Source organism: Streptomyces sp. NPDC104309 (assembly GCF_055584025.1).
The window spans coordinates 174,065-186,854 of the sequence record NZ_JBVJMV010000011.1; the positions used below are offsets into that span (position 1 = coordinate 174,065).

Consider the following 12,790-nt stretch of genomic DNA (forward strand, 5'->3'; position numbering starts at 1 on the left):
CACATGGAGGTGGATGCCGACGGCGCCGGCGAGTCAGGGGCGTGGGGGTGGAGAACACGGAGTGCCGCCTCTCCACCCCCACGCCCCCCGGTGGGACGGGGATCAGCGCAGCATGTTCTCGATCAGGTCGGCGGCCCGTGCGGTGCCGCCCTCGGCCCGTACCTCGGCTCGCAGCAGTGCCGAACGCCGGGTGACAGCCGTATCGGTGACGAGTCCGGTGAGAGCGGCCCGCAGATTCGCCGCGGTGGCTTCCGCGGTGTCGATGCGGCGGGCCACTCCCAGTTCGACGAGCCTGTCGGCGTTCGAGAACTGGTCGGCGGCCTGCGGGACGGCGATCATGGGAACACCGGTGAACAGCCCTTCGCTGCTGCCGCCCATCCCCGCGTGGGTGACGAAGGCGTCGGCCTGTTCCAGCACCGCGAGTTGCGGCACCCAGGAGTGCACCTCGACGTTGGACGGGATGTCGCCGAGTTCCCTCGGGTCCGTGCGCTTCCCGATCTGGAGCACGACGTGCCAGCCGGGCAGGTCACCGAAGGCGGCCAGGCAGTGGCGGTAGAACTCCGGCTGGTGTGTGAACGCCGAGCCCAGCGAGATCAGCAGCACGTTCTCGGCATCGGCCGGACGCGTCCAGGCGCCGTCGGCCGCCCGCGTGCCGAAGCAGGGGCCGACGAACGCCACCGTGTCGGTGTCGACCTGACCGGCGTGCGGCTGCATGGCTCGGGGGACCGTGGCCACGGTATGCGCGGGGCGTCCGCAGAAGGTGTCCATGTCGGTGGTGGACGCCCCGCAGTCGCTGAGCCACCGCGTGAACCTCGCTCGGTACGCGTCGGCGCCCGGCAGTTGCCACAGCTGCGCCGCGACGTCCTGTTCGTAGCCCTGCCAGGCGACGTACGTCGGTGACAGCTGCATGAGGGGGCGGCCCTGGGCCTCGGCGAGGGCGCGCGCGGCGTAGGCGCCGATGTCGTACAGGTAGAGGTCCGCCCGGTCGTGGTCGTAGGCGGCACGCAGTTGCGGGAGGGCCTGGACGGCGTCGTCGAGGAAGACGCCCATCGCTGCGACGGGATCCTCCGGCCAACTGTTGTCGCCGACCGGCAGGACGGAGCCGTAGGGGACGAGTTCCGCGCCGGTGGTGGCGATCAGGTCCGCCACCGCCGGGTCGTTGGCGTAGGTCACCCGGTGGCCGCGGGCCACCAGTTCGCGGATGATTTCGAGGCTCGGCAGGACGTGACTGATGACGGGGATGCCGAGCATCGCGATGTGGGCACGGCGACGGGCCATGGAGGATCACTCATTTCAGGTCTACGGCGAAAGGGACACGACGAGGCGGTGCGCCACCGTCCGAGAGGAAGTCCTTCGTCGGGGCGCACGGATGTGCGGGAGAGGAGCCGGGGGCTCCGCCCGCTCGTGTCAGCCGTAGATCTGATGGAAATGCATGCCGGGGACCCTACCTCGCCCCCGGGCTCCCGCGCACAGCTTTTTCGCATGCTCCGGACAGAGCACGGCGACGGCACCGGCCTCGGGCCGACGGGCCCGTTCGCCGTGGCCGGCCACGATGAACGCGCCGGCGTCCGCGCCGAGTTGCCCTTCCGCCCGTGCCGCCCCCCACGACGACCTCGGCCTCCACGACCGTGAGCGGGTCATGGAGGCCGAGGTCACGCGGACCCCCAATCGGCCCACGGCGTCCGTGGCGGAACGGGGCACCCGTGCGAGCGGGTACGGCGCGCGGTCAGCAGCCGCCGCAGTTGTAGTACGTCACGTCCCAGTGGTTGCCCTCGTCGGCGTAGATGTTGCCGGAACCCGCCTGGTACTGGGGTGCGCCGTCGCCGCGCAGCCCTATGTAGGTGAAGACGCCGTGGACGTAGTTCGTGAGGCAGGTGGACTTGCCGAAGTCGAGCTTGTAGCCGTTCCAGTGCGAGTACGTCCCACTGGCGTGCCCGGTCTCGGTGCCGCCGGTGATGTTCAGCGCGCAGCCCGTGGCGCTCTTGAGGGTCTGGGCGCCCTGTGCGGTGGCCAGGTTGAGCTGGTCGAACGAGGTGCAGGTGGCCACGTTGCGGTTGGAGCAGTTGCCGGAGGACGACCAGGTGATCCCGGAGGAGCTGAACCGGGCGGTGGCCTGGGCGTGGGTGAGCTTCGTGTCGGCATGGGCCTGGGTGGCACCGCCGCCGAGGACGCCCACGCCGGGGGCGAAGAGGACGCCCAGGACGAGGGCGAGGGCGGTCAGGACGGGGCGCAGTGTCATACGGGACACCATGGGGGGATCCTCCTGCTCATGACAAGTAAGGGGCAGGGAGATACTGCCCGAGTTCTACGCGCGTCGCCAGAGGGCGAGGACACCGGAGGCATCCTCCGCAACAATCCGTGCCCCTTGATGTTGAACTTTGAACTAGATCCCGCTACAGTCAATCTCGTTGAAGGTTAAACAACAACTTCGACCCGCACTCGATCACGTCCCCCGAGGAGGAGCCATGGCTCTGTTCAACCGCAAGAACAACAACGCCCCGTCCGCCACCACCACCGCCACCGCTGTGGACCCGGCCCTGGCCGCACTCACCGGTGACTACACGATCGACCCGGCGCACAGCAGCATCGGCTTCACCGTGCGCCACGCCATGGTCACCAATGTGCGCGGCTCCTTCGGCGAGCACGAGGGCAGCCTGAAGCTCGACGGTCACAACCCCGCCGGCTCCACCGCGTCGATCGATGTCAAGATCGCCAGCGTCGACACCGGAATCGCCGACCGCGACGGCCACCTGGTCAGCGGCGACTTCTTCGACGCCGAGAAGTTCCCCCTCATGACGTTCCGCTCCACGCGGGCCGAGCAGCTCGGCGGCGACGCGTACCGCATCACCGGCGACCTCACGATCAAGGACGTCACGCGCCCCCTCTCCATCGACCTGGAGTTCAACGGCTCGGCCACCGACGTCTACGGCAACGAGCGCGTCGGCTTCGAGGGCAGCGCCGACATCCTGCGCTCCGAGTGGGGCCTGACCTGGAACGCGGCGCTGGAGACCGGCGGCGTGATGGTCAGCGACAAGGTCAAGCTCACCTTCGACATCTCCGCGATCAAGGCCGCGGCGGCGCAGGCCTGACACTCCCGCCGCCTCACGCCCGAACCCGAGCGCGCCCGCCTTCCTCCTCTCCCCCGCCAGGGACGGAAGGCGGGCGCTCGGCTTCGGGGGGCCGTGCGGTGACCGATTCCGGCCGGACCGGGCCGCTCGACGTACGCCCCCGCCGGCCGGCCGGCCGGTCACAGACCGTGTCGCCGCTCCCCGAGCACCCGCTCGCAGACTTCGCGCTCCGCCGCCGCCGAGAAGGCCGTGCGGCGACGGGCGGCGACCGCCCTGCGGGTCTCGTCGGCGATCAGGTCCGCATTGATCGCCGCTGCGGCCCGCATCCCCGCGTGGGCCGCGCCGATGACCTGTTCCTTCGGGTCGGCGACATTGCCGGCCACCCAGACGCCGGGGACCTCCGTCGCTCCGGTCGGATCGGCGGCGATGTACGTGCCGATGACCTGCCCGCCCATCTCCTGCTCGGCCGCCGTCAGACCCAGTCCCGTGAGGACGCCCGCACGGGCGGTGAAGCGGGGCTGGACCACGACGGCCTCGCACGCGATCACCCGGCCGCCCGCCAGCCGCACCCCGGTGAGCCGGTCGTCCGCCACTTCGAGACCGGCCACCTCCCCGTCGACCACGGCGATGCCACGCGCGGCCAGCTGCTCGTACTCCTCCTCGGCCGGCTCGGGCCCGGTGTGGACGAAGAAGGTGATGTCCGCGCTCCACTGGCGCCACATCAGCGCCTGGTGCACGGCCAGGGGGCCGGTGGCGAGAATGCCGATCGGGCGGGTTCCGACCTCCCAGCCGTGGCAGTACGGGCAGTGCAGGACCTCACGGCCCCACCGCTCGGCCACGCCCGGCACCGGGGGCAGTTCGTCGACGAGGCCGGTGGTCACCAGGAGCCGGCGCGCCACCACGGCGGCCCCGTCCTCCCGTTCGACACGGAACCCCTCGTCGCCGGGCAGCCGCTCGGCGGCCACCACCGTGCCCTCGACGATCTCGCCCCCGTAACCGGTCACCTCGTCACGGCCGGCGGCCAGCAGCTCCGAGGGCGGCGTGCCCTCGCGTCCCAGATAGCTGTGCACGTGCGACGCGGGGGCATTGCGCGGCCGGCCCGCGTCGATCACCAGCACCGATCGTCGTGCCCTGGCCAGCGACACGGCTCCGCTCAGCCCGGCGGCTCCACCGCCGATCACCACCACGTCGTACCGCTGACCCGCTTCGTTCATGCCGTCCGTGTCCTTCGTGTCGCCCATGTCGTTCATGAGAAGCACCTCCGTTCACTGGAGAGCGTCCACGCCGAGCGCGAAAACGGCAATCTTCGTTGCCGAAGCGGCAAATCCTTGACCTTGTCACGGTGTGTTGCGGGTTCGGCGTACGCGTCGGCGCCCGTCGGCTGGGCGATGCGGCGGCCTGCCTGGAGCTGATCGGCCTGTCCGATTGCGCGGCCGTACTGAACGAGCAGTCCCGCATCCTGGGCGGCCTGCAGCACCCGCTCGTCACCGGGGACCACCCGGCCCTGGCGAAGAGCCTGCGTCAACTGGCTCCGACGTACGAGAAGTTGCGCACGGAACTCTCGGCGCCGTCAGCCGCGGGGTCCTGTCCCGACGGCACCTGTCCTGACGGTACGGCGAACTCGGGCGTCGACAGGACAGAGCGGTTCACGCGGTCGGACGAACTGCCCGACATGAAGCGGGTGTTGCGGGCCGTCGTGGCGAAAGTGCCACAGAAGGAGCGGTTTTCCGCGTCCCCGCAGGCCTTCGTGGAGCGCGGACAGGAGGCGGTGACGCCGCTCGGCCCGGAACGTGCCGGGTCAGGCGGTCAGGCCCGCGTCCGCTTCTCGGTGCATGCCCATGCACAGCGCCCAGACGGCGATGATGTTGACGACGATCAGCACCAGGGCCCACAAGGGGTAGTACGGCAGCCACAGGAAGTTGGCGATCGCGCCCAGGCCGCCGACGGCGACACCGAAGAAGCGCGCCCACAGGGCTCCGCTGAACACGGCGCAGCCGGCGAGGACGAGAAGGATGCCCAGAATGAGGTGGACCCAGCCCCAGCCCATCAGGCTGAACTCGAACACGTAGTGGCGCGTGACGACGAACAGATGGTCCTTCGCAAGGGCCGCGATCCCCTCGAAGATCGCCATCGCTCCACCGATGATCATCAGGACTGCTGCCAGCAAGGTGGTGCCGGACGTGGGCGCGTGCGTGGGGCTCGGGTGCGTGCGGCTTGCTGCGGCCCCGGTGGTGTCACTGGCCATGTCGATCTCCTCGGGTGACGAAACCATCGGTCCGGCGGTCATGCCGGGACCGGCGAGATCCCCGTCCCCCCTTCCAGCGTGTCACGGCGGCTCTTCGTCAGCACTCCGGGCCTCCTCCCTTCCCTCTTCCTCCTCTCCCTCCTCCTCCGGTTCGCCGACCGTCTGCTCGGACCAGATCACCTTGCCCGTCTCGGTGTAACGGGTGCCCCAGCGTTCGGCGATCTGGGCGACGAGGAACAGGCCCCGGCCGCCCTCGTCCGTCGTCGTCGCGTAGCGCAGGTGCGGTGAGGTGTTGCTGGTGTCGGACACCTCGCAGATCAGGTTGCGGTCGTAGAGCAGGCGGACTTCGATCGGTCCGCTGCCGTAGCGCACCGCGTTGGTGACCAGTTCGCTCAGGATCAGCTCGGTGGTGAACGCCTCCTCGTCCAGGCCCCGGTCGGCGAGCCACTCGGCGACGTTCTTGCGGACTCCGGCCACGGCCGCCGGATCGGTGGCGACGTCCCACTGCGCGACCTGGTCGGGATCGAGCGTGTGGGTACGGGCCACGAGGAGCGCGACGTCGTCGGACGGCTGCTCGCGCAGCATCGCGTCGAGCAGGTCGTCACAGGTCTCCTCCGGTGTCCGGTCGCGGCCGGCCAGAGTGGTGCGCAGCAGCTCCAGGCCCGCGTCGATGTCGCGGTCACGGAGTTCGATGAGACCGTCCGTGTAGAGGACCAGCCGGCTCCCTTCGGGTACGTGGAACTCGGCCGCCTCGAAAGGCATGCCGCCGATGCCGAGGGGCAGGCCGGCCGGAACCTCGGGGAACTCGACGGTGCCGTCGGGGAGCACCAGCGCGGGGCCGGGATGGCCGGCTCGGGCCACCGAGCAGTTGCCGGATACCGCGTCGTAGATCGCGTACAGACAGGTGGCACCGGTGATCTCGGCACTGCCGCCGTCGGAGGTTTCGCCCTGGTCGATCCGGCTGACCGCTTCGTCCAGGTGCCCGAGGAGTTCGTCGGGCGCGAAGTCCAGTGCGGAGAAGTTGTGGATGCTGGTGCGCAGCCGCCCCATGGTGGCCGCCGCGTGCAGCCCGTGCCCGACCACGTCGCCGACGACCAGGGCGACCCGGGCGCCGGACAGCGGGATGACGTCGAACCAGTCGCCGCCCACCTCGGCCCGCGCCGGCAGGTAGCGGTGGGCGACATCGAGGGCGTTCTGCTCGGGCAGGTCGCTGGGCAGCAGGCTGCGCTGCAGTGTCACGGCCATCTCGTGTTCGCGTGTGTACCTGCGGGCGTTGTCCACGCTCACGGCTGCCCGCGCCACCAGTTCCTCGGCGAAGGACTGGTCGTCGTCGTCGAACGGTTCGGGATTGCCCGACGCGCGCCAGAAGTTGGCCAGGCCCAGGATGACGCCACGCGCGTGCAGCGGTACGGACAGCACCGAGTGGAAGCCGTAGTCGATGATGCCCGCCGCCCGCTCGGGATCCCAGTACCGCCAGCCGAGCTGTGTGATCACCTCGGGCCCCAGCCCGGTCTCCGCGCTGTTCACCCGCATGGCGCGGATCCTGGAGGGAACGAATCCGACCAGTCGGCCGACCGGGTACAGGGGCTGGTCCGGGTCCGTGGCGGCGACGGCGGTACGGCGCATGTCCAGCGGGGTGTCGGACTGAGCGGTCGGTTCCTGCCCCGGCATCGCGGGATCGGCGAGGTCGACGGTGGTCACGTCGGCGAATCCGGGCGTCGCCACCTCCGCCAGCTCCTGGGCCGTCCGGGTCACGTCGAGGGTGGTGCCGATGCGGGCGCCGGCCTCGTAGAGAAGCAGCAGGCGTTCGTGGACGAGTTCCGCCCTGCCCGTGATCTTGCGGAGCTCGGTGGTGTCCCGCAGGGTCGCCACGGTGCCGGGCGGCCCGCCCCGCGCGTCCGTCGGTCTGAGGTTGACGGCCAGCAGCCGGTTGCCGCTGCGCAGTACCTCGTCCGTGACGGTCCGGCCGGAGGCGAGCAGTTCGGCCGTGGCGGGCTCCAGTCCGAGGTCCGTCACCTCCCGGCCCTCGGCGTCGGGGGGAAGGCCGAGCAGTCTGCGGGCCTCGTCGTTGGCGAGTGTCAGCCGGCGGCCGGGCCCGACGATGACGACGCCCTCGCGGACCGCGTGCAGCACCGCGTCGTGGTGCTCGTACATCCGGGTCATCTCCCCGGGCCCGAGCCCACGGGTCTGCCGCCGCAGCCGTCTGCTCACGAGCGCCGCGCCGGCCGCGGTCGCCGCCAGGGCCGCCACCCCGGCACCGATGCTGAACGGGACGGACCGGTCGGCCACGCTGTTCACCGACCGGTCGGTGATGCCCACCGACACCAGTCCGGCCACCGATCCGTCGGGCCTCGGCACGGGCACCACCGAGTTGATCGAGGCCCCCCGGCTGCCTTTGAACGTCCGGGTGAAGCCGGGGCCGGTCACCGCTTCCTTCCAGGGGCCGACGAGGGGTTTCCCGATCAGCGCGGGGTCCGGATGGGTGTAGCGGATCCCCTGGGTGCTGGCCACGACGACGTATTCCACGTGGGCGCCCTTGCGCACCTGCTCCGCGCGTGGCTGCAGAATCGCGGTGGGGTTCTTGCTGTCCAGCGCCGCCACGATGCCCGGCGAGTGGGCGAAGGTCTCGGCCACGCTCAGGGTGCGCGTCCGGGCCTCCTGCAGACTGTCGCGGCGCCCCTGCAGCACCAGTGCGACCGCGAAACCCGTGATGAGCAGCACGACAAGCCCCAGCACGAAGCAGAAGACCTGGCCTGCCACGGTGCGCACGCTGAACAGCGCGAGCAGGTCGCGGCCCGGGGAGCGCCGAGTCGTCTCCTGGCGCGGCGGCGCGGGGGTGGCTCGGCCCGAGCGCCCCCCATCGTGCCGATGTGAACGCCGGACGGAGCGTCCCAGCCTCGCCCGGAATCGGCCGATACCAGACATAACTTCAGGTCTAGCATGGATCGCCCCTGCCCGAGAGTTCGCCGATCAGCGGCTCAGAACCCGCCGCCGTCGAAGCCGCCGCCCCCTCCGAGGTCGCCGCCGTCCCCGAAACCTCCGCCGTCGAAGCCCGACGGGTCGAAGTCGGCGCCGGAGAAGTCCCCGCCGCTCCAGTCCCCGCCGGAGCCGAAGTCGCCACCGCCGTACTCCGCCGCGTACGCGGGGGACGACAGCATCGAGCCGAGCAGCGTGCCGGCCAGCAGCCCGGGGAGCAGTCCGCCGCCGAAGTAGCCGCCCGCCCAGGGGCCGTATGCCGGGCCCGCCTCCCAGTACGGGCCGCGGCGGTCGTCGCCCGTGTCGACGGTGCGGCTCAATGGCTCCTCGCCCTCGCGCAGCCGGATCTCGTCGGCCGCGCAGACCGGGACCTCGCGGCCCGTACCGCCGGACGGGGACCAGCGGACGTCGGCGACCGAGGGCCCGTGGCGCGGGTCGAAGAAGCACGGGGGGCGGCGGGCGGGCAGCTCACCGCCCGTGCGGCGGGCCTCCAGCACGGCGAGGGAGTAGCGGCCGTCCTCCAGGGCCTGGGTGACCCCGCGCACGTCGGACGGGCGCCGGGCCCGGTCCATGCGGGATTTCGCGGTCTCGTAGGAGTCGAGCGCCCGCTCGTAGTCGGCGCGCATGGCGTCGTCGGCGCCCGCCTCGGCGGGATGGAAGTCGAGACGGTCCAGGGTTTCGCCGTACGCGGTGATGTCCTCGTCCACGACGACCCGGAGCTTGGCGAGCGCGGCCCGTTCGTCCTCCTCCTTGCGCCTGCGGTTGCGCCGGACGAGCGCGTAGGCCGTGCCGCCGCCGAGCACCAGAACGGCGCCGACCGCGATCAGTCCGGCGGTGGACGACGATCCCCTGCCCGCGGCCGATCCGCCCCAGGAGGCGGGGGCGCTGCCCCGGGCCTGTTCGACGGCGTGGTCGACGAAGGCGTTGAGCTGGGTCGCGGCATCGGTGTCCGTGCCGGGTGTCTTCACGGCGGCGGTGAGGTTCTGGACCGCTCGGGTGGTCATGACCCGGGGATCGGCGCCCGCGTTGAACCCATTGCCGAGACGGACCGCGTACACACCGGTGATGCCGGTGTCGGTGCGCAGGGCCGGCAACACGGTCTGCTCGGGGAACGCCGGGGTCCGCGGCAGTACCGCGACGAACACGGGCTTGTCGGCGTCCTCGATCTTCTTCGTCAGGGCGGCGGCCTGGCCCGGGGAGAGCTGGTCGGCGACGGCCGGGTCGACGTAGACCGGGCTCTTGCGCAGCGCCTGCGCGACATCGTTGACGGTCGACGCGCCGACTGCCGCGGGCGCTACGCCCGGTGCCATGGCGAGCACGGCCGCCGAGAGGATCAGCAGCAGACCGGCCAGCAGCGTCGGGAACAGTCTGTTCCGCATAGTTCGAAGCTAACCCAGGTGGGTGGCGGCTGCGCGGTCACCCACCCGGACCGGCTCCCCGTGCGCCGGGCCGGACGCCGGCCGACCCGGGGTCTTTCGTCCGGTCGGGCCGGATCAGCGAGCGGCGCCGGGCAGGACGCCGGGCCGGCCCGATCCGGACGAGAGGCCCTACGCGTCGCGGGTGAGGCGGATGGTGTCCCGCTACCACTTGGCACCGGTACCGGCGTTGCGGCGTGAGTCGACCCCGCCGGAACAGTGCCGTCGATACTTCACGCCGACATGGGTCCGCACCGATCCCGCACCTCATCTCCCTTGCAGGCAGAGGGTGTTGAGCGTTCACCTTCTGAACGCACACTTTCTTGACCGGCGATTCAGGAGCAATTCACCCTCTGCTCGATCGGCGGCTGCCCTCCACAACACCCCGGCTAGTGTGATCGGATGACAGAATTCGGCGTCCTTGGCGACAACACGGACTGGCAGAAGGACTTCGAGCGGCGGCTGCGCGCCTCGTACACGGCGGCCGGGCTCGGTGTGGCCGCGGCGGAGCGCATGCTCGAAGACGTACGCGACGGCATCGGCAACTGGACCGTCGCCGAGATCACGGACGCCGGGACCCGAGTGGGACATGTCGCCGTGGTCGTGGCCGACGACAACGGTGCGCTCGCGGGCCGTATCGGCGACCTCCACGTCGATGCGCTCCACATCGGCCGGGGGCACGAGCGGGCCGCCCGGGACTGGGCCGAGGGATGGTGCGTGGAGCGCGGCGCAGGCCGACTCGACATACGGCTCACCGAGCCCGCCGGCGAGCTGTTCGACGGTTACGACGTCCGCGGCCAGCTCAGGGCGCGGCGCGTCAGTTCCCCACCGGAACCGGTCGATGGCGTCACCGCCCGGCCGATGACGCAGACCGAGTATCCCGAGTGGCTCGCCTCCGAGAAGGTCGCCTACGTCGGTGACATCGTCCGGGCCGGAGCCCTGAGCCGCGAGGAAGCCGTACTCAAGTCCGACCGCGACTTCGCGGAGCTGATCCCCGAGGGCCTGGCCACGCGCGACAACACGTTCCTGGTGCTGGAGGCGGCGGGCGAGCCGATCGGCACCGGCTGGTTGAAGCACGGGCACCTCCCGGGGGTCACCTACGGCTACTCGCTGCACGTCCAGGAGCGGCACCGCGGCAAGGGGTACGGCCGGGCCGCGATGTCGGCCGGCGAACAGGCGACGCTGGCGGCCGGCGATTCGACGCTGATGTTCACCGTGTGGGGCGGCAACGAGGTGGCCATGAACCTGTACACGAGCGCCGGTTACCGAGTCGTGGAGGAAATGCGCTCCCTCGGCCTTCCGCGCTCCACCGCCTGAGCGGCACGGCCGGTCCGGCGGGCCCACGGCGAGCGTGCGGCGGGCCCGCCCCGGGGGGGGCTACTCCGTCGGCTCGATCCCGGCCCGCCGCAGCCCGTACGTGTAGGCGTCCTCCAGCGCCTGCCAGGACGCCGCGATGACGTTCTCCGCGACGCCGACCGTCGCCCAGTCGCCGTTGCCGTCGCCCGTGGTGATGAGGACTCGGGTGGTGGACTCGGTGCCGGTGCGGCCTTCGAGGATGCGCACCTTGTAGTCGACCAGCTCCAGCTTGGCGAGCTGCGGGTAGATCCGCTCCAGGGCGACGCGCAGCGCCCGGTCGAGCGCGTTGACCGGGCCGTTGCCCTCGGCGGTGGCGACGATGCGCTCGCCCTTGGCCCAGAGCTTCACGGTCGCCTCGTTGGCGTGCGTGCCGTCGGGGCGGTCCTCGACGATGGCGCGCCAGGACTCCGTGCGGAAGTAGCGGCGTACCCGGCCCTCGGCCTCGGCGCGCAGCAGCAGCTCGAAGGAGGCGTCGGCGGCCTCGTACGTGTAGCCCTTGAGCTCGCGTTCCTTGACCCGCTCGACGACCCGGCCGACGAGTTCGCGGTCGCCGCCGAGGTCGATGCCGAGCTCCTTGCCCTTGAGCTCGATGGAGGCACGGCCGGCCATGTCGGAGACCAGCATCCGCATGGTGTTGCCGACCAGCGCGGGGTCGATGTGCTGGTACAGGTCGGGGTCGACCTTGATGGCGGAGGCGTGCAGTCCGGCCTTGTGGGCGAAGGCGGAAACACCCACATAGGGCTGGTGCGTGGAGGGCGTCAGGTTGACGACCTCGGCGATCGCGTGCGAGACGCGGGTCATGTCGGCGAGCGCGCCCTCGGGCAGGACGCTCTTGCCGTACTTGAGTTCCAGGGCGGCCACGACGGGGAAGAGGTTGGCGTTGCCGACCCGTTCGCCGTAGCCGTTGGCGGTGCACTGGACGTGGGTGGCGCCCGCGTCGACGGCGGCGAGGGTGTTGGCGACGGCGCAGCCGGTGTCGTCCTGGGCGTGGATGCCGAGCCGGGCGCCGGTGTCGGCGAGCACGGTGGAGACGACGGCCTGGACCTGGGCGGGGAGCATGCCGCCGTTGGTGTCGCAGAGGATCACGACATCGGCACCGGCCTCGGAGGCGACGCGGACGACGGACTTGGCGTACTCGGGATTGGCGCGGTAGCCGTCGAAGAAGTGCTCGCAGTCCACGAAGACCCGGCGGCCCTGCTCGCGAAGGAAGGAGACGGTGTCGCGGACCATCTCCAGGTTCTCTTCGAGGGTGGTGCGCAGCGCGAGCTCCACATGGCGGTCGTGGGACTTCGCGACCAGCGTGATCACGGGGGCGCCGGACTCCAGCAGGGCCTTGACCTGCGGGTCCTCGGAGGCCTTGCCACCGGCCCTGCGGGTCGCGCCGAAGGCGACCAGCTCGGCGTTCTCGAACTCGATCTCCCGCTGGGCGCGGGCGAAGAACTCGGTGTCGCGGGGGTTGGCGCCGGGCCAGCCGCCCTCGATGAAGCCCACGCCGAAGTTGTCCAGGTGCCGGGCAATGGTCAGCTTGTCCGCGACCGTCAGGTTGATGCCTTCACGCTGGGCGCCGTCGCGCAGCGTGGTGTCGAAGACATGGAAACTGTCGTCGGTGGGCTTGGCCTTGGTGGTCATGCTGGTCTGACTCCTGTCGGATGAGTGGATCCGGACGTTCAGGCTCCACTTGCCCCCATCATCCCGCGCGCCTCGCCCCGGCCGAGGTGAGGGCCGGAAAA

General features: G+C 71.1%; 9 protein-coding genes. 2 read left to right on the forward strand and 7 right to left on the reverse strand.

The annotated features are described in order from the left end of the window. Window positions 1-102: 102 nt before the first annotated feature. Both ACZ68L_RS18460 and ACZ68L_RS18465 read right to left on the reverse strand, forming a co-directional pair. The gene (locus ACZ68L_RS18460) at window positions 103-1,278 is read right to left on the reverse strand and encodes a macrolide family glycosyltransferase (RefSeq protein ID WP_469577955.1); all 1,176 of its coding nucleotides are present in this window, start codon (window positions 1,276-1,278) and stop codon (window positions 103-105) included. A gap of 448 nt (window positions 1,279-1,726) precedes the next feature. Beyond that, complete coding sequence (locus ACZ68L_RS18465; RefSeq protein WP_469577957.1) at window positions 1,727-2,251, reverse strand: hypothetical protein; 525 nt, start codon at window positions 2,249-2,251, stop codon at window positions 1,727-1,729. A 214-nt stretch (window positions 2,252-2,465) separates the two neighbouring features. Between ACZ68L_RS18465 and ACZ68L_RS18470 the strand changes: the two genes are divergently transcribed. After that, window positions 2,466-3,089, forward strand: a complete 624-nt coding sequence (locus tag ACZ68L_RS18470) for a YceI family protein (protein WP_469577959.1) — start codon at window positions 2,466-2,468, stop codon at window positions 3,087-3,089. 158 nt (window positions 3,090-3,247) lie between these two features. Here the strand turns inward: ACZ68L_RS18470 and ACZ68L_RS18475 are convergent, their stop codons facing one another. The 4 genes from ACZ68L_RS18475 to ACZ68L_RS18490 form a co-directional block, all read right to left on the reverse strand. Next, entirely contained in the window at window positions 3,248-4,309 is a 1,062-nt protein-coding gene (locus tag ACZ68L_RS18475; protein WP_469578162.1) for an NAD(P)/FAD-dependent oxidoreductase, read from the reverse strand. Between the two features lie 557 nt (window positions 4,310-4,866). Further along, window positions 4,867-5,313 (reverse strand): DUF7144 family membrane protein, encoded by a 447-nt coding sequence (locus ACZ68L_RS18480; RefSeq protein ID WP_469577961.1) that lies wholly within the window; start codon window positions 5,311-5,313, stop codon window positions 4,867-4,869. An 81-nt stretch (window positions 5,314-5,394) separates the two neighbouring features. Further along, the gene (locus tag ACZ68L_RS18485; RefSeq protein ID WP_469577963.1) at window positions 5,395-8,238 is read right to left on the reverse strand and encodes a SpoIIE family protein phosphatase; all 2,844 of its coding nucleotides are present in this window, start codon (window positions 8,236-8,238) and stop codon (window positions 5,395-5,397) included. Window positions 8,239-8,291: 53 nt separating this feature from the next. Then, window positions 8,292-9,668: a hypothetical protein gene (locus ACZ68L_RS18490; RefSeq protein ID WP_469577965.1), complete on the reverse strand. Its 1,377-nt coding sequence runs from the start codon at window positions 9,666-9,668 to the stop codon at window positions 8,292-8,294. Window positions 9,669-10,106: 438 nt separating this feature from the next. Here ACZ68L_RS18490 and ACZ68L_RS18495 point away from each other — a divergent pair, with 438 nt between their 5' ends. Next, window positions 10,107-11,021 carry a GNAT family N-acetyltransferase gene (locus ACZ68L_RS18495; RefSeq protein ID WP_469577967.1) on the forward strand — a complete coding sequence of 305 codons (915 nt, stop codon included), beginning with the start codon at window positions 10,107-10,109 and terminating at the stop codon, window positions 11,019-11,021. A gap of 60 nt (window positions 11,022-11,081) precedes the next feature. On the opposite strand, the gene cimA is transcribed toward ACZ68L_RS18495, so the two are convergent. Continuing rightward, window positions 11,082-12,689, reverse strand: coding sequence for a citramalate synthase (gene cimA, locus ACZ68L_RS18500; protein ID WP_469577969.1), 1,608 nt, complete (start codon window positions 12,687-12,689; stop codon window positions 11,082-11,084). Between the last annotated feature and the right edge of the window lie 101 nt (window positions 12,690-12,790).